This is a genomic window from Cryobacterium sp. Y11, from assembly GCF_002929535.1.
Taxonomy (GTDB): domain Bacteria; phylum Actinomycetota; class Actinomycetes; order Actinomycetales; family Microbacteriaceae; genus Cryobacterium.
This window is the reverse complement of record NZ_PJJO01000061.1, coordinates 268,561-286,597: the sequence shown is the minus strand read 5'-3', so window position 1 is coordinate 286,597 and position 18,037 is coordinate 268,561. Positions and strand designations below refer to the sequence as shown.

The following is an 18,037-nucleotide window of genomic DNA, read 5'->3' as shown; positions in this document are numbered from 1 at the left end:
AGCACGGAGAACAACAAGGTTCTCGTCACATTCGGGGTTTGAGTCAGTTTGACTATATGATGGTTCCAGCAGTTAAAGTCAACCAGACCTTTACGACTGGATTCCCACGTGCTGGAAGATACCGCGCAGACACTACCGATCGCGAAGCAGAACCCGCTCGCCGTCGGAGGCGCCGCGGCGAGCGCTGCCGCGTCCAGCCTGGCCGTGTCGACCGTGATCTTCGCGCTCCGGCCCGACGAAGAATCCCACCTGAAGACCCTGTGGCTCCCTCTGGTGCGGCGCACACGTGACCCGCACCGGGATCTGTGGGCGCTGCCCGGCGGGTGGCTGCCGGCCGGCGAAGAGCTCGCCGCCGCCGCCGGGCGCACACTGCGCGAGACCACGGATCTGTCCCCGCGCTACCTGGAACAGCTGTATACCTTTGGCGACATCGATCGCTCCCCGGGACTGCGAGTGGTCTCCGTCGTGTACTGGGCGCTGGTGCGCTCGGAGGTCGCGGAGCGGGCATCCGTTGGTGACAACGTGCGCTGGTTTGCCGCCGACCAGCTGCCCCCACTGGCTTTTGACCACAACCGCATCGTGGAATACGCGCTCTGGCGACTGCGCACCAAGGTCGAATACGCCCGCATCGCTCATGCCTTTCTCGGTGACACGTTCACCCTCGCCCAGCTGCGCGAGGTGCATGAGGCCGTGCTGCAGAAGGCGCTCGACCCGGCCAATTTTCGTCGGTCGATCGAGGCGAGCGGCAACCTGATCAGCACCGATCAGCACGTGGCCGGGGCCAGGCATCGGCCGGCCCGGCTGTACCGCTACGACGATCGGGCCAATGACCACGACCCACCGGGGCCGGCGCTCTAGCCTTCGCACCCCTGACCCCATTACTTTTCAAGGAGCACGTTCATGACGATTCCCTCGGTCGAGACCACCATTCGTCTCATCAGCACCGGCACAGCCGCCGGCAGCACGTGCAGCCCCGACCTGGCGACGGCGCCGTGGGAATTCGATGCTGGCACGCCCGGCTACGGCCCCGGCTCGTCGATGGGCGACGTGATTCCCGCTGGTTCGCCGCGGCAGGGCGCCCTGCCGGAACGCTACCGCACCGCGTCACCCGAAGAACTCAGCGCCCGCATCGTCGAGGCCAAGAACGCGCTCGGCGACTCGGTGGTCATTCTCGGCCATTTCTACCAGCGCGATGAGGTGCTACGCCACGCCGATTTCGTCGGCGACAGCTTTCAGCTCGCCCGGGCCACCCAGAGCCGCCCCGACGCCGCAGCGATCGTGTTTTGCGGCGTGCATTTCATGGCCGAAACCGCCGATCTGCTCTCCGGCCCCGACCAGGCCGTGATTCTGCCGAACCTCGCCGCCGGCTGCTCGATGGCCGATATGGCCGACATCGATTCGGTGACCGAGTGCTGGGAGCAGCTCGAAGAGCTGTACGGCACCGAAGCGGATGCCTCTGGCCGGGTTCCGGTGATTCCGGTCACCTACATGAATTCCTCCGCCGCGCTCAAGGGCTTCTGCGGCGAGCACGGCGGCATCGTCTGCACCTCGTCGAACGCGCAAGCCGTGCTCACGTGGGCGTTCGAACGCGGTCAGCGGGTCTTGTTCTTTCCCGACCAGCACCTCGGCCGCAACACCGCCAAGGCCATGGGCGTTCCGCTCGATGCGATGCCGATGTGGAACCCGACCAAGCCGCTTGGCGGCAACACTGCCGAGCAACTGGATTCCGCCCGGGTGGTGCTCTGGCACGGATTTTGCAGCGTGCACCGCCGCTTCACCGTGCCGCAGATCGATGCCGCCCGGGCCGAGCACCCCGGCGTGCAGGTTATCGTGCACCCGGAATGCCCGATGGAGGTCGTCGACGCCGCTGACTCGGCCGGATCGACCGACTTCATCGCCAAGGCCATCGCCGCAGCTCCGGCCGGCACCACCTTCGCCATCGGCACCGAGATCAACCTGGTCAACCGGCTCGCCGCCCAGCACCCCGAGCACAAGATTTTCTGCCTCGACCCGGTGATCTGCCCGTGTTCGACCATGTACCGCATCCACGCCGGCTACCTGGCCTGGGTGCTCGAAGCGCTCGTCGGTGGCGGCGAACAACCCGGCGAGGTGCTCAATCAGATTACGGTGTCGGCCGACGTTGCCGGGTACGCCAGGGTCGCCCTCGAGCGGATGCTGGCAGCCCGGCCACCGGCATCCGCTGTGCCAGTAACCACTGCGCCGGTCTTGAGTGCCGTCGGCGCCTGACATGGCCTCAATACTCGTCATCGGCAGCGGTCTCGGCGGCCTGCTGGCCGCGGTGCGGGCAGCGGATGCCGGCCACCGGGTCGTGCTCGTGACCAAGTCGGTGCTGCCGGAGAGCAATACCCGCTACGCCCAGGGCGGCATCGCCGCTGCCCTGTTTCGCGACGACTCGGTCGACGCGCACGTGCTCGACACGCTGCGCGCCGGCGCCGGACTCTGCGACCCGGCCGCCGTGCGAGTGCTGTGCGAGGAAGGCCCGGCGCGGGTACGCGACCTCATCCGTTTCGGCGTGGACTTTGACCGGGACGAATCGGGCGTTGCCCGGGGGCTCGAAGCCGCCCACTCCCGCTCGCGGGTCGTGCACGCCGGCGGCGATGCGACCGGAGCCGCGGTCGAAGCCGCGCTCGTAGCCACAGTTCGACGCCGAGCTGCCATCGAGGTGCGGGAGCACACCATGCTGGTCGACCTGATTCTTGACCGGGGCGAAGTTGTCGGCGCCCGGGTGCTCGGTCCGAACGGCGGACAGCTCTCGCTGGCTGCCGATGCCGTGATCCTCGCCACCGGCGGCGCCGGCGCGCTATACACGCACACCACCAATCCCTCGGTAGCGACCGGGGACGGGGTGGCTGCGGCGTGGCGAGCCGGGGCATCCGTCGCTGATTTGGAGTTTTACCAGTTTCACCCGACCGCCCTCGCGGTGCCGGGCACTCCGCTGGTGTCGGAGGCGGTGCGCGGCGAAGGCGCCGTGCTGCGCGATCAACTAGGCGAACGCTTCATGCAGGGCGAGCATCCCGACGCCGAGCTCGCGCCACGAGACGTCGTTGCCCGCGCCATCGCCAGCCAGATGCAGCGGCAGGGCGGCGCTCCGGCGCTGCTCGACGCAACCGCGCTCGGGCGCGAATTGCTCGAAACACGGTTTCCGACCATCACCGCCGCCTGCCGCGCGGCTGGCCTCGACTGGGCGGTCGATCCGATTCCGGTAGCCCCGGCCGCGCACTATTGGATGGGCGGCATCGAAACGGATGACTGGGGTCGCACCAGCCTGCCCGGCCTCTTCGCCGTCGGCGAGGTCGCCCGCACCGGAGCGCACGGCGCCAACCGGCTCGCCTCCAACTCGCTGCTCGAGGCCGCCGTGTTCGCCGACCGCGCCGTGCGCGCGCTGGGGCAGCCCTGGCGTGCCAGCGCGACCCTCGACAACGCGACCCGACCCCACCCGCTGGTCGAGCCTGCCGTGACCGCCATCGGAACATCGTCAGCCAATCTGGGCACGCTGGTCAACCGCGAGACGCTCCAGCAGCTCCTCTGGGACCACGCCGGAGTACACCGCTCCGGCGTCGGCCTCAAGCACGCCGCCAGCACTCTCGCCACCTGGTCAGCTCCCGACCCCACCAGCCTCGACGTCGCCGCCGTCGAAGATCGAAACCTGCTCGACCTCGCCCGCCTGCTGGTCACCGCCGCTCTGGCGCGCGAGGAGTCCCGCGGCGCGCATTACCGCTCGGACTTCGCCGCCACCCGGCCAGAGCTCGCACGCTCAGTCTCGCAAGTACGTCGCTCACACTCACTCACTCTCGTTCCGGCCAAGGAGGCCATCGCATGCTGACCGCTCACTCCATTACCGTTGTCGTCCAAGCCGCCCTCGACGAAGACGCCCCCTGGGGCGACCTCACCTCGGCAGTACTCATTCCCGAAGACGCCGTCGCCACCGCCAGACTCGAAGCGCGCGAACCCGGCGTGTACAGCGGTAGCGCCGTGTTCACCGCAGCCTTTGCCCTCACCGATCCCCGCATCGAGGTACGCCAGTTCGTCACCGACGGCGACCGGTTTGAGATCGGCGCAACGCTAGCCGAGGTGACCGGCCCGGCCCGCGGCATCCTGCAGGCGGAGCGTATCGGTCTCAACTTTGTGCAGCGGATGAGTGGAATCGCCACCCTCACCGCCCAGTATGTCGCCGAAACGGCTGGCACCAGAGCCCGCATCGTCGACACCCGGAAGACCACCCCCGGCCTGCGCGCCCTCGAGCGCCAAGCCGTGCGGGACGGCGGCGGCCACAACCACCGGTTCAGCCTCTCCGACACCGTGATGGCCAAGGACAACCACCTCGCCGTGCTCGCGGCCGGACCGCTCGGCCTCACCGAGGCGCTGCGTGACGTGCGCGCGCGCCTCTCGCACACCACCCACTTCGAGGTGGAGGTTGACCGACTCGACCAGATCGACGACGTGCTCGCGGCGGGCATCGACACGATCATGCTCGACAATTTCAGCCCGGACGACCTACTTAAAGGCGTGCAGCAGGTTGCCGGCCGGGCGATCGTCGAGGCCAGTGGTGGTGTGTCGCTCGCTACGGTACGCGACATTGCGGCATCCGGCGTCGACGTCATCTCGGTCGGGGCACTGACTCATAGCGTGCAGTCGCTCGACCTCGGGTTGGACATCGCCATCAGGGTGAACGCGCCGGCCGGGTTCGCGCTTTGAACCCATGATCTACCTGGACAATGCCGCGACCACCCCGGTGCGCCGGGAAGCGCTCGAGGCGATGTGGCCGCACCTGACTAGCAGCTTCGGCAACCCGTCAAGCCACCACCAGGTCGGTGAGGCCGCAGCAGCAGCCCTGCGAGAGGCGCGGCAGAGCGTCGCCCGGTCGCTCGGCTGCCGCCCCGGCGAGGTCACATTCACCAGCGGCGGCACCGAAAGTGACAACCTCGCCATCAAGGGAATCGCCCTCGGCGCCCCACGCGGCCGCCACATCGTGACCACCCCGATCGAACACGAGGCCGTGCTAGAGTCCTGCGACTACCTACGCCGGCTGCACGGTTTTACGATCACCCTGCTGCCAGTGGATGCTGCCGGCCGGGTCGACCCCGATTCTCTCGCCCGCGCGCTCCGCCCAGACACCACCCTCGTCTCGGTGCACTACGCCAACAACGAGGTCGGCACCGTGCAGCCCGTCGCCGATCTCGCGGCCGTGGCTCGCGCGGCCGGCGTGCCGTTTCATACCGACGCTGTCCAGGCCGGCGGCTGGCTCGATCTCAACGTGACAACGCTCGGCGTTGACGCGCTGAGCCTCTCCGGCCACAAACTCGGCGCTCCCCCCGGAATCGGCGCGGTCTTTCTGCGCGGCCGCCTCGTAATCGAACCGCTGCTGCACGGCGGCGGCCAGGAGCGCGGCAAACGCAGCGGCACCGAGAACGTCGCTGGTGTGGTTGCCCTGGCCGTGGCGCTACGCCTGGCGGCCGAGGAACGCGAACTGACGGCCACCCGCACGAGCGCGCTCCGCGACGAATTCATCAGTACGGTGCTGCGCGAGACGCCATCGGCTCGGCTCACCGGCCACCCAACCGCACGTCTGCCCGGCACCGCGTCGTTCGTGTTTCCCGGCACGAGCGGCGAGGCGGTGCTGCTCGAGCTCGAAGCTCGCGGCATTGTCTGTTCGAGTGGGTCCGCCTGCGCGGCCGGAAGCAACGAGCCCTCGCACGTGCTCACCGCGATGGGGGTGTCGGGTGACCTGGCTCAGACGGCGGTGCGGTTCACGCTGGGTGCTGGCACGTTGGCGGCGGAGGCGGCCGAGGCGGCGGTATCCGTTCGCGCAGCTGTCGCTGCAGTGGCCGGCCTCGGCGTCTGACGCGGTGGCCGGTCGACCGGTCCGATAAACGCTAAGGTCATCGGTGTGAGCAAATCTCAGGTGATCCATGGGTTGGTGCTCGTGAGCCTGAGCATCGGAACTTTCGCGCTCGTGCTGAACGTGACAGGCTGCACTCCTCAGAACGCGACATCGGCGCCATCGTCGTCGACACTCAGCGCGACGCCCGCACCGCGACTGGCCGAGGTGCCTCCAGCACGCGGAGTCGTCGGATGCCCGCGCGCCACGGTCAACGTTTCATCCGCTGACGAGCTTTCTTTGGCACTGATCGACGCCGCCCCGGATGACGTTATCGCTCTGGCGGCCGGCAATTACCAGGGCAATTTCGTCGCAACGACCTCCGGCACCATCGACGCACCGATCACTCTCTGCGGCGAAATCGACAGCGTGCTCGACGGCGGCGATCCGATGGACGGCTACGTCGTACATCTCGATGGTGCAAAGTATTGGAATCTATGGGGATCTTCCGTCACCAATGGGCAAAAAGGTGTCATGGCTGATGGGACCGTCGGATCGACCATTCGCGGGCTGACCGTCTCGACCATCGGTGACGAAGCCATTCACCTGCGACGGTTCAGCACCGACAATATCGTGGCCGACAACACAGTTTTCGATACCGGGTTGCGTAAACCGAAATTTGGCGAAGGTGTTTACATTGGCACCGCCGAGAGCAATTGGTGCGATATCAGCGAATGCCAACCAGACCGGAGCGATCGCAACACGGTCACCGGCAATTCGTTCTCCCAGACCACGTCGGAAGGCGTCGACGTCAAAGAAGGTACGAGCAACGGAATCGTCAGCAACAATACCTTTGACGGGTCGGCACTCCGCGAGGCCGACTCGTGGGTGGATATCAAGGGAAACGGCTGGGTCATCGAATCCAACGTCGGCACTAATTCGCTCCAAGACGGTTTTCAGACCCACGAGATCCAAGATGGTTGGGGAACAGATATTGTCTTTCGCGACAACGTCGCCACCGTGAACGGTCCAGGCTTCGGCTATTCGCTGACACCGGAGCTGGACAATATTGTCGAGTGCAACAACACCGCGACCAATGCCGATGAGGGCGTAATGAACGTGATCTGCCAGATGCCCTGACAACATCGGCAGGACCTGATAATGTCATAACAAATAGCCAAAGCTCTTGGCTTGTCAGTGAGGGATTCAGATGAGCGTGCCGGACGAAAATACTCTCCCCATGGGCATGTTCATGGACCTCCAACGATCCGGCCCGATTCCCCTGTATTTTCAGGTTTCTCAGCGCATTGAGAAGGCCATCCTCAGTGGCGAGTTGCCCGCGGGGTCACGCCTGGAGAACGAGGTAGCTCTCGGCCAGCGGCTGGGTCTCAGCCGCCCGACCGTGCGCCGCGCCATCCAAGAAATCGTCGACAAGGGTCTGCTCGTGCGTCGTCGCGGCATCGGCACGCAGGTCGTGCACGGCCAGGTGACGCGCAAGGTCGAGCTGACCAGCCTCTACGACGACCTCACCAACACACACAAGGTTCCCTCGACGCATCTTCTCGCGCTCGAAACACGGGTAGCGGATGCGAAAACGGCCGAGCGACTCAGCGTCGACGAGGGTAGTCCCACGCTCTACATCCGGCGGGTGCGCCTGGCCGATGACGTGCCGGTCGCCGTGATGGAGAACTGGCTCCCCACGGAGTTCATCGGCATCGAATCCAATGATCTCGTCGAGCACGGCCTCTACCAGGTGCTGCGCTCGCGCGGAGTGACGATGCGGGTGGCCCGCCAGCACATCGGCGCCCGTAAGTCCACGAACGAAGAGTCCGTCCTGCTGGAGATTGAGAAGAACGCAGCCCTGCTAACAATGGACCGCACGGCGTTTGACAGCTCGGGTCGCGCGGTCGAGTTCGGTCAGCACTGCTACCGCCCCGACCTCTACTCCTTCGAAGTGACGCTGGTCGAGAAATAGGCGGCCGGGCTGCGATCAACCCGCCACTCTATGGCGAACCGGTCCACCATAGCCCTCACCCTCACTGAAGCTTCGCTCGGTGTAGCTATTTGTACGCTTGTCCTGACATACTTTGACTCGTCGACCTAGAACGGCTAGCGTGACTGATAAGTGTTGAACCGGTCCAATGTCGCTCAAGGGCCGGACCGGCGCACGCTCAGACAACTTTTACCTCCGAAGATGCAGGGACAGCTCATGAAAAACGTAACGCTCGGACTAATCGGTGTCGGTCGCATCGGAGTGATGCACGCCCGTAACATCGTGAGGCTCTCAAACACAGCCGGGACCGACCGCACAATCACCCTCAAGCTCACAGATGTTGCCGCACAGCACGCACAGACCGTCGCCGCCGACCTCGGTGCCGAATACCTCCCAGATCTCGACGCGCTCATCGCCTCCGGCATTGATGGACTCGTCATCGCCACGGGGACTGCGCTGCACCCTGAGCACATCCGCGCCGGTGTCGAGGCGGGTATCCCGGTCTTCTGCGAGAAGCCCGTAGCCGTGAACGTGGCCGAGTCGCTCCCCGTTCTCGACTTCATCCGCGAGCATGGCGGCGTTGTGCAAATCGGCCACCAGCGCCGCTTCGACGCCGGCTACCTCGAGGCCAAACGCGCATTTGAGGCCGGCGAGCTCGGTTGGATCCACTCCTTACGTGCCGTCACCTGCGACATGACCCCACCCCCGGTCGAGTTTCTCGCTAACTCCGGCGGCTTATTCCGTGACTGCTCCGTGCACGACTTCGACATTCTGCGCTGGGTCACCGGTCGCGAGATCGTTGAGGTCTACGCCCGCGGCAGCAACAACGGCGATCCCGCCATCGGTGCCGTCGGCGACGTCGACACAGCCCTGGCCGTGGTCACCTTCGACAATGGCATGATCGGAACAGTGAGCGCGAGCCGATACAACGGCGCCGGCCACGATGTGCGCCTCGAATTGCAAGGGTCCGCGGCGACCCTGCTCGTGGGCATGGACGACAAGAGTGCCCTGCTGTCGGCCGAACCGGGCGTCAGCTTTCCCGACGGCATGCCACACCTCACGTTCGCAGAACGCTTCGACCAGGCGTACCTCAGCGAAATGGCCGCTTTCATCGAACTCGTCATGGGCGAGCGCGACAACCCCTGCACGCCCGACGATGCCGTGGCCGCAAGCCGGGTAGCGGATGCTGCGCAGCTTTCTCTCGAGACTGGCCAGCCCGTGCGCGTCACCGGAGCTTCCGCTCTCGTGGGCTGAACCTTCAGCCAATCCCCCCTCAATAGCGTCCGCAACCATATATACGACCGGGCGCCGCCCAGTGCATTCGTCACCATCTCAAGATAGAGACAGCCTTCGTGCAACGACTATTCCTAGCCTTAATTATATTGACAGGACATACGAACAAATATAGAATTTAAAATGGAGCGTTCCGTATGGAGCCTCATCACCGCACCGGCGCCGTGAGTGGCCGGTCGTCTCTATTGGAGGGCTGTTGGCCAACTCAAGCATTGGCGTCGCCGTAATCGGCGCGGGTATGGCGGGCAAGGCGCACGCCGCGGCCTACCGCAACGCGCCGGCCTTGTACGAAAGTATTCTTCCCCCAATTCGTCTCGTATCCATTGCTGATGCCTTCGAACCGGTTGCCGTAGCGGCAGCAAAACGCTTCGGGTACTCCCGCCACGACACCTCGTGGCAAGCGATCGCCGAAGCCGACGACATCGATGTGGTCAGTGTCGTGGTCGCCAACCACCTGCATCGCGAGATTGTCGAAGGTCTCCTGGATGCCGGCAAGCACGTACTCTGCGAGAAGCCACTTTCCGACACGCTCGCCGATGCCCGTGCCATGGATGACGCCGCCGAAAAAGCAGCGACGATCGCGCGAATCGGCCTCACCTTCCGCCGTACCCCCGGAATCGCGTATATCCAACAGTTGATCCAGTCCAGCCAACTCGGCAAGGTGCTTCACGTGAGCATTCGCTACTGGACCGACTACGCTGCCGATCCAAAGTCGGCGATCAGCTGGCGCTTCAAGGGACGGACCGGCTCTGGCGCCCTCGCCGACGTGGGTAGCCACGCGAGCTATCTCGCCGAGTTCTTGGCCGGCTCCGCAAGCAATGTGAGCGGCGGCCGCTTCAGCACTGTCATCGCCAAGCGTCCGAAGCCGCTTGGGTTCGTCTCTGGACACGGCCACTCAGCAGTCTCCGACGAGTACGACACCGTTGAAAACGACGACTACGCCACCTTCTCGCTCGGTTTCGACAGCGGAGCCGCAGGCACCATCGAGGTGTCCCGCGTCGCCGCGGGCCACGCCAACGATCTGCAGATCGAGGTCTTCGCCGAGCGCGGTGCCGCGAAGTTCAACCAGACCCGCCCCGCCGAGATCGAGTTGTTCCTCACCGAGGGCGACCAGGCACAGCAGGGTTACCGCCGGATCCCGCTCGGCCACCCGCACCCCTACGTCGCTGGCGGCATGCCGATCGACGTCGCCGGTGTCGGTTTCGGCCAGAACGAGGGCTTTCTGTTTCAGGCTCGTGCGTTCCTCGAAGAGGTGGCCGGACTGGACGAATCCGTCTCGTTGCCCCGAAACGCGGGGTTCGACGAGGGTGTCCACAACATGGAATTGCTTGCCGCGGTGGCCGAGTCTGAACGACTCGGTGGCTCTGTCGTGCAGCTCGAAAAATAAGGAGAACCAAGAAATGCGACTAGGTCTGTACAACGCGATACTTCATGACCGATCCCTGCCCGAGGCCCTCAAGGTCATCGGTGACCTCGGCCTGACCGGCATCGAGCTCAACACCGGCGGGTTCCTGCCTGCCGTCCACGTACCGACGTTCGACGACATCCTCGTCAGCAACGCGGCACGTGACGACTTCCTCGCGATCTTCGAGGGTACTGGTGTCGAGATCGCCGGGCTTAACTGCAATGGCAACCCGCTGCACCCGACCAGCGCGATCGCCGACAAGCACAGCGAAGACATCCGTCGCGCCATCCGCTTGGCCGAACGCCTGGGCCAGCACCGCGTCGTGACGATGTCGGGGCTTCCCGGGGGTGAGCCCGGCTCGACGCGCGTGAACTGGGTCGTGAACGCCTGGAACTCCGCAGCACTCGAGGTACTCGACTACCAGTGGAACATCGCGGCGAACTTCTGGCGCGAGACCGACCGCCTGGCACGTGACCACGACGTAAAAGTCGCGCTGGAGCTGCACCCACAGAACCTCGTGTTCAACTCGGCGGATGTGCACAAGCTGATCGACCTAACCGGTGCTACGAACGTGGGTGTGGAACTTGACGCCTCGCACCTGTTCTGGCAGCAGATGGACCCGGTAGCGGTCATCCGCCACCTGGGCGAGCTCATATTCCATGCCGCGGCGAAGGACATTCGCGTCAACCCCGAATGGGCATCGCTCAACGGCGTGCTGGACAACAGCTTTCGCCGTCTCTCGGCTGACGAGCCACGCACCAACCTCGGTGGCGACGAATGGGTGAACGAATGGCCAAAGAACGCTGCGTGGGACTTCGTCGCACTCGGCAAGGGACACGACGTGGGTTACTGGACGGAATTCCTTCGGGCTCTGCACGACGTGGACCCCGAGATAATGGTCAACATCGAACATGAGGATGTCGAGCTGGGCCGCATCGAGGGCATCGCTGTCGCCGCTGACGTTCTCAAAGCAGCGGATGCCGCACTTCAGGATTCGCTGGTCGCGTGATCGCTGAGCGACCAGCGGATGCCGCACTTCAGCATTCGCTGGTCGCGTGATCGCTTGGCTACCCTCTACTGATTCGATTAGCAAGCGCATCGAAACCCAGATCGTTATTCTTATTGCGCGGAAAGAGCGCCTACAGCTTTTTGGTCGATTGAGCGTCGTGGTGATCGCATAATTCTCAGTGCCAACAAGAACCCGATGAAGGCCAGAGCGATGCCCATCCCGACCAATGCTGAGAAGCCGATGCCCGAGGCGATCACAAGTCCGCCCAGAGTGGCACCTGCCGCGTTTCCGAGGTTCATGCAGGACGAGTTTAGAGTTCCTCCCATCGAAGGATTGTCGCCTGCGGCATTCATGAGGCTCAGCTGGGTGAAGGGAGAAATTCCACTCAAAGCAAACATGAGGAGAGTCAGCCCCGCGATGGAGCCTACGGGTGTGTCGATCCAAACCAGCAGCACGGCGAAACCTGCGGCGGCGGTGAGGAATGCCATCCACATTGCTAAACTCATGCGAATATCTGCCACAATACCCCCCAACGCGTTGCCAAGCGTCATGCCGATACCGAGGATGACGAGGACCCATGGGAGGGCCGCCCGGCTCACACCTGCCTGGTCGACCAAGAGTGGCGCGGTGTACGTGATGACCGCAAAAATGCCAGCGGAACTAGCAGCGCCCATAGCAAGTACAAACCATAGGCGGGGCGTTGCGAAGACTCCAAGAGATCGGCGCAGCGATACTCGGCGATCCAGTGCATACGACGGGAGCCCATACAACACGCCCACGAATGCGACAAGAAAAAGCACTCCGATGATGAGGTAGCAGAGGCGCCAGCCAAATTCGTAGCCGATCCAGGTCGCGAGTGGTACTCCAACGACGTTTGCGAAGGCAAGACCACCAAGTACTAGCCCTACGCCACGACCCTCATGGCCTTTTCCCATCAATCGGCCCCCCGCAATGGCGGCAACGCCGAAGAAGGCCGCATGGGGAATCGCCGACAGCACCCGGAACCCCAGCAACAGTGCGATTGCAGGCATTATTGCCGTCAATGCGGTGCCGACGCCCATCGCGATCAACAAGACCAGCAGAAAAGGTCGCGGATTGGTGCGGGCCGCCAACGCACCGAGAATTGGGCCACCGATCACAACACCGACCGCGTAAAAGGATATGAATCGCGCAGCCTCGGCGTTTGCCGCCTCGGGATTCGCTACGGCAAGCGAGGGCCAAAATTCGGAAGCGATCTCAGGCAGCAGGCCGATTCCAACGAACTCAGAGCAGCCGATTGCAAAACCACCAAGGGCGAGAGCAATGAGTGCCACGGTACGTTTCACCGCAACCTGGCTGTCAACTGTGGCGAGCAAAGCCTGACCGTCACTTTTCCTAAACATCAAGTCCTTTCACGGTCGCGGTGCGTGCGATCTTGTCAGATGAAGAAGTCCGCTCGATCGATCGGCTGAATCCGCACGCACCCTGGAACACGATGTGCGCGCGATCAAGCTCCGCCGGAGCCGTAACCACCGGTGAACAGGCATACACCGACCCACTCGTCCGGGACGAGCGGGTCGGCTTCTTCCGTGCGGGTCAGTTGTGTCAGCGACCCAGAGACCGTTTGGTCGATACCGTGTAAATCGCGCCGGTCGTCACGCTTTCCTCGAGCTCCTCGAGGGTGCGACCACGGGTCTCCGGCGTTTGGGTTGCCACGAAGACCAGAGCGATGGCCCCGACCGCGGCGAACAGGAAGAATGTCCCCGTGATGCCTGCAGCCTCCACCAGGGTGAGGAAGTACAGCGAGAGGAACCCGTTCGTCACCCACAGGGCAAAGATCGACACGCCGATGCCGAAGCCGCGCATGTGCAGCGGGAAGATCTCCGACAGATAGACCCACACGGCAACGTTGAGGAATGTCTGCATGGAGCCGACGAACGCTACGACCAGGAACAGGATGATGTAGGGACGGATCGGGTTTCCAACGGGCAGCATCAGTGATGAAAACCCGATCAGCAGGTGGCACGTGGTGGTCAGCGCAAAGCCGATGATAAACGTCTTACGGCGGCTGATGCGGTCTATCATTGCCAGGGCGAGCAGACCACCGACGACCGCGATCACGCCGGGGGCGACATTGGCGATGAGCGCAGCATTCTGACTGAAGCCGGATTCAATGAGTACGGTCTGCCCGAAGTACATGATCGAGTTGATTCCGGTGAGCTGCTGGGCTACGCCCATTCCAACCCCGATGAGCAGGATGCGGACAAGGTTCTTATTGGTGAGGATCGAACGCCAGCCGGTCTGGTGCGTCTCGCCCTCTACACTGGCGAGGTCCTCCATGTCGGCGAGTTCGGCCTCAGCACGATTCTCTGGGCGAATGGTTCGGAGGATTGTGAGTGCCTCGTCACTGCGGCCCTTTTCCACGAGCCAACGTGGGGACTCGGGCATCCGTAACATCCCGAAAAAGAGGGCGATCGCGGGGAGGACGCAGACCGCCAACATGATGCGCCAGACACCCGGAACGTCACCCCAGATCGTGCCGATGAACGCATTAACGATGAACGCCGCCAGCTGGCCGACAACAATCATGAGTTCGTTGCGGCCGGCCAGCGATCCGCGGATCTCGTACGGTGCCATCTCCGCGAGGTACACCGGCACGACACCGGAGGCTCCACCAACCGCAAGCCCGAGGAGAACGCGTCCCACCACCAGGATTTCGAAGCTAGGCGTGAACACGCAAACCAGCGCTCCGATGAAGAAAAGCGTCGCGAGCAGGATGATCGTCTTGCGGCGACCCCACGAGTCGGCAATGTGACCGCCGACAAGGGCACCGATCGCCGCGGCGAACACGAGCGAACTGGTGACGACACCCTCCGTGAAAGCGGTCAGCCCCAGCTCTTCAGACATCGGGCGCAGGGCACCATTGATGACGCCCGTGTCATAGCCAAAGAGCAGGCCGCCGAACGTGGCGATGAGTGCGACGACGCCGAGGCGCCTGCGGTATGGGCCGGGTGTCAGCGGAGGCAAGGCGCGTGGCGTGCTGAACGTCCCACTATGTGTATCGGAACTCGTCATTTCGACTCCTATGTCTGGGACCACCGCGATGTAGCCCACAATATGTTCACGTTATAATCTCATATGACAGTATGTCCTGTCAAATGCACCGAATCTACGGGCTGGGCAGGGATGGCGAGCTCGCCTGTGAGGTACTGCGCGCGTCCGAACCCGAAGGACCAATCCTGCGGACCGTTCTCGACGTAGCCGATGAACACGTCTTCCCCCGCAACACCGACCGCTGCAAGGCGCACGGCGATCTCGCTGTAGAGGGCCTGCTTCTCTTCGCCGCTGCGACCGCGTTGCGTGAAGATCTGGATGATCACCGGATCGGTCCGCTCGAAACCGAGACCGGCATCTTCGGCGATAATCGTCGCCGCCGGGCGAACAGTTACAACCTGGAAGCGGTCACGGACGGGTATGCCGTAGACGGCGACGATGGCGACGTGCACGGCGTTGGCGACCTCGGCGGAGTTTGTGCGGGCTTCACTGTGGTCGATGCGAACAAGGGGCATGGGTTCTCCAGAAATTGCGAATTCGGTACGCTCGTGAGTGCGCGGCTCTTCCAACCAGAATTAGGCTTCCTCAGAGGCCGACCGCTTGATTGAGGCAACGGCATCCGTCATGGTTTCGCGCTGGTAGATGGCGGTCTCCGCGGCCGTCTCGTCTTCCGCGAACACGCTCGACACCATCACGGTGTCGTCGCGATCGAGAAACCCGATTTCCCTGAGCCCCCCGAAGAATTCCGGCCAGTTCACGTCGCCGTCACCCATTTTCAGGTGCTGGTGCACCCGCACGGCGTTTCCGGGCGGGTTGGTGATGTAGCGCAGGCCGTGCGAAGCCGTGTGATCCATGGTGTCCGAGATATGCACCAGGGCGAGCTTATCTCCGGCGGCACGCATAATCTCCAGCGGGCTATTGCCGTAGTGGAACGTGTGCGACGCCACGTAGACAAACCCGAAGTTCTTCGAGTTGATGCCGCGAATCACGCGCAGCGCGGCGAGGCCGTCTTCGACAAAGTCGTCGGGGTGCGGGTCGATCAACACGCGGATTCCTTCGTGCTCGATGATCGGAACGAGCTCCTCCATCGACCGATAGAACGCTCGTTCCGATTGTTCCGCGAGCTCGGGACGACCGTTGAACTCCGTGTTCATCGTATCGACCTCGAGCTCGACCGTGATCTGGATCGCGCGCTTCCAATAGCGCACCGCCGCCTCCCTGGCATCTTCGTCTGGCCCAGACCATCGCAAAACCGGCAGAACGGATGCGACGCCCACCCCAGCATCAGTGCACGCCTTCTTAAAGGCCTGCACGAGCTCGTCGTCGGCCTTCGGGTGGTTGAAGAACGGGATGAAGTCGGCGTGCGGCGTGAGTTGCAGCCACTCATAGCCGAGGTCCGCCGCGAGGCGGGGAAACTCGAGCAGCGAGTGCGAGTGGTGGAATGGGGTCGGGTCGAGCGCGATCTTCACGGCTAGCCTTTCGTAACGGGAGGGTAAAGGCTAGTTGTAGAAAACGGGGCGCGGCACGTAAACGACCTCTTCACGCTCGCCGGTCTGCTGGGCCTTGACGCCGGCCTCGCAGGACGCGGCGACAAGGTAGCCGTCCCACGCACTCGGACCGTCTATCTCGCCGCGCTTGGTGGCGTTCACCCAGCGCTGAATTTGCGCGTCGTACGCGTCGGCAAAGCGGGTCTTGAAGGTCGTGTGCTCCTCACCGAAGATGCGGCCATCCTGCCAGCGGGTGAGGCCGGCCGTGCGACCGATTTCGGCAACGCCCTTCTCGAACACGGCCTCGGTCTTCACCTGGTAGCCAAACTGAACATTCACGTTCATCTCGACATCGACGAGAATTCCGGACTCGGTCTCGAGCAGCACGAGGATGGGGTCGTTGAGCCAGCTCGGCGCGAGGGAGTTGCGCTTGGGGCGCTTGACCTCCACTGCCACGATCGGCGAGTCGGTAAGGTAGCGCACCACGTCGATCTCGTGCACGACCGAGTCGGTGATGAGCATGCTGTCGGTGTAGCCCTCACTGGTAGTGGGGTTGCGATGCGCGCAGTGCATCGCAAGCAGGGCTCCAGCGTCACCGGTCTCGATGAGTTCGCGCAATTGCATGTACTCGCGATCGAAGCGGCGCATGAAGCCCACCTGGATGAGATTCTTGCCGCCGGTCTGCTCGGCTTCGAGCACCCGAAGCGACGACACGGGGTCTTGCGTGAGCGGCTTCTCGCACAGGATGGGCAGGCCGGCCGCGAGCGCCGGCAGCAGTACGGTTTCATGGAACTGGCCGGGCGTGGCAACGAGAACGGCATCGATATCATCACGGTTGAGTGCCTCGGCGAAGCTGCCCAGGGCGACCGCCCCCGGTGCGTGGGCCGCCGCCGCAGCGCCGCGCGCGGCATCCGGCTCAACGACAACACTGACGCTCGCGCCTACAATGCGCTCGGTGATGCGGTTGATGTGGTCCGCACCCATCTGGCCGGCGCCGACAACGGCAATACGAAGATCTGTCATGGTTCTACCCTCTATGAGTGACGAATTATTAGCGGATGCGCGCAGCGAGCGTGCAGCCGAAGATGTGCTCACGCGTGCGCGTGGCGATGGGCAGGCCGTTGTCAATGGAGCAGCCGTACATATCCTGCTCAACGATGGCGAAGATGTCGGGATTGATGCGGCTGACGGCCTCGATGATCGGGCCGAGTTCCGGCACTCCCAGGGGCGGTTCGCACATCACACCACGGGTGACGGCCTCGGCGAATGGCAGGTCGTTCTTGAGCGCCTCGGCGAGGATGTGCGGCTCGACCTGCTTAAGGTGCAGGTAGCCGATGCGGTCGGGGTAGGCCTCGATGAGCTTGAGGTTGTCGCCAAGGTAGTACGCGAAGTGGCCGGTGTCCAGGCACAGGTTGGTGTACTGCTGGTTCGTCTCGGCCAGAAAACGCTCTACCTCGCGGTAGGTGCCAACGTGGCTGTCGGCGTGGGAGTGGAACTGCTGGCTGATGCCGAATTCCTCGAGCAGGGCCTTGCCGAGCTTGTCATGGCCGGCGGCGAGCTTGACCCACTGTTCCGTGTCCAGCGTACGAGATTCGAGCACCTCAGCCGTGGCGTCGCTGCGCCACAAATCGGGGATCACCACGAGGTGCTCGGCGCCGAGCTTGGAGACGAGGCCGGCGACGTCGAGGGCTTGGTCCCAGGCGCGCTTCCACTGGTCGTCGCCCTTGTGGAAGCCGGTGAAGACCGTGCCGGCGGAGAGCTTGAGGTCCCGCTTGGCGAGCTCGTCTTCGAGTTGTGCCGGGTCGGTGGGTAGGTAGCCGAAGGGGCCGAGTTCGAGCCAGTGATAGCCCGCGCTTTGCACCTCGTCGAGGAAGCGCTCCCAGGGGATTTGCCCGGGGTCGTTCGGAAACCAAACGCCCCAGGAATCGGGGGCGGTACCGATGCGCAGCTGCTCGGTGGTCACGAGGGACGAGGGCAT

General features: G+C 63.9%; 16 protein-coding genes. 10 read left to right on the top strand and 6 right to left on the bottom strand.

Translation table 11 applies throughout. The annotated features are described in order from the left end of the window. The first annotated feature begins 138 nt into the window (after positions 1-138). The 10 genes from CXY75_RS17940 (at position 139) to CXY75_RS17895 (ending at position 11,539) form a co-directional block, all read left to right on the top strand. Positions 139-858 (top strand): NUDIX domain-containing protein, encoded by a 720-nt coding sequence (locus CXY75_RS17940; RefSeq protein ID WP_104084400.1) that lies wholly within the window; start codon positions 139-141, stop codon positions 856-858. Between the two features lie 42 nt (positions 859-900). After that, positions 901-2,247, top strand: coding sequence for a quinolinate synthase NadA (gene nadA, locus CXY75_RS17935; RefSeq protein ID WP_104084151.1), 1,347 nt, complete (start codon positions 901-903; stop codon positions 2,245-2,247). A gap of 1 nt (position 2,248) precedes the next feature. Next, positions 2,249-3,844 carry an L-aspartate oxidase gene (nadB, locus tag CXY75_RS17930; protein WP_104084150.1) on the top strand — a complete coding sequence of 532 codons (1,596 nt, stop codon included), beginning with the start codon at positions 2,249-2,251 and terminating at the stop codon, positions 3,842-3,844. Beyond that, on the top strand, positions 3,838-4,716 hold the full coding sequence (nadC, locus tag CXY75_RS17925) for a carboxylating nicotinate-nucleotide diphosphorylase (protein ID WP_104084149.1): 879 nt from the start codon (positions 3,838-3,840) through the stop codon (positions 4,714-4,716). Before nadB ends, nadC begins: the two co-directional genes overlap by 7 nt. A 4-nt stretch (positions 4,717-4,720) precedes the next feature. Beyond that, entirely contained in the window at positions 4,721-5,863 is a 1,143-nt protein-coding gene (locus CXY75_RS17920; protein WP_104084148.1) for a cysteine desulfurase family protein, read from the top strand. 45 nt (positions 5,864-5,908) lie between these two features. Continuing rightward, positions 5,909-6,979, top strand: coding sequence for a right-handed parallel beta-helix repeat-containing protein (locus CXY75_RS17915; RefSeq protein ID WP_233202003.1), 1,071 nt, complete (start codon positions 5,909-5,911; stop codon positions 6,977-6,979). Between the two features lie 70 nt (positions 6,980-7,049). Further along, on the top strand, positions 7,050-7,814 hold the full coding sequence (locus tag CXY75_RS17910) for a GntR family transcriptional regulator (protein WP_104084146.1): 765 nt from the start codon (positions 7,050-7,052) through the stop codon (positions 7,812-7,814). 234 nt (positions 7,815-8,048) lie between these two features. Then, a complete protein-coding gene (locus CXY75_RS17905) occupies positions 8,049-9,086 on the top strand; it encodes a Gfo/Idh/MocA family oxidoreductase (protein ID WP_104084399.1) in 1,038 nt (345 codons plus the stop codon). Between the two features lie 277 nt (positions 9,087-9,363). Further along, positions 9,364-10,512 carry a Gfo/Idh/MocA family protein gene (locus CXY75_RS17900; RefSeq protein ID WP_199182513.1) on the top strand — a complete coding sequence of 383 codons (1,149 nt, stop codon included), beginning with the start codon at positions 9,364-9,366 and terminating at the stop codon, positions 10,510-10,512. 13 nt (positions 10,513-10,525) lie between these two features. Continuing rightward, positions 10,526-11,539, top strand: coding sequence for a sugar phosphate isomerase/epimerase (locus tag CXY75_RS17895; RefSeq protein WP_104084145.1), 1,014 nt, complete (start codon positions 10,526-10,528; stop codon positions 11,537-11,539). A 110-nt stretch (positions 11,540-11,649) separates the two neighbouring features. Here the strand turns inward: CXY75_RS17895 and CXY75_RS17890 are convergent, their stop codons facing one another. The 6 genes from CXY75_RS17890 to CXY75_RS17865 form a co-directional block, all read right to left on the bottom strand. Beyond that, on the bottom strand, positions 11,650-12,921 hold the full coding sequence (locus tag CXY75_RS17890; RefSeq protein ID WP_104084144.1) for an MFS transporter: 1,272 nt from the start codon (positions 12,919-12,921) through the stop codon (positions 11,650-11,652). A 202-nt stretch (positions 12,922-13,123) separates the two neighbouring features. After that, positions 13,124-14,593 carry a sugar porter family MFS transporter gene (locus tag CXY75_RS17885; protein ID WP_104084143.1) on the bottom strand — a complete coding sequence of 490 codons (1,470 nt, stop codon included), beginning with the start codon at positions 14,591-14,593 and terminating at the stop codon, positions 13,124-13,126. 59 nt (positions 14,594-14,652) lie between these two features. Continuing rightward, positions 14,653-15,087 carry a tautomerase family protein gene (locus tag CXY75_RS17880; protein ID WP_104084142.1) on the bottom strand — a complete coding sequence of 145 codons (435 nt, stop codon included), beginning with the start codon at positions 15,085-15,087 and terminating at the stop codon, positions 14,653-14,655. Between the two features lie 60 nt (positions 15,088-15,147). Further along, positions 15,148-16,041, bottom strand: coding sequence for a sugar phosphate isomerase/epimerase family protein (locus tag CXY75_RS17875; protein WP_104084141.1), 894 nt, complete (start codon positions 16,039-16,041; stop codon positions 15,148-15,150). A gap of 30 nt (positions 16,042-16,071) precedes the next feature. Beyond that, positions 16,072-17,082: a Gfo/Idh/MocA family protein gene (locus CXY75_RS17870; protein WP_104084140.1), complete on the bottom strand. Its 1,011-nt coding sequence runs from the start codon at positions 17,080-17,082 to the stop codon at positions 16,072-16,074. Between the two features lie 28 nt (positions 17,083-17,110). Next, on the bottom strand, positions 17,111-18,037 hold the full coding sequence (locus CXY75_RS17865; RefSeq protein ID WP_104084139.1) for a sugar phosphate isomerase/epimerase: 927 nt from the start codon (positions 18,035-18,037) through the stop codon (positions 17,111-17,113).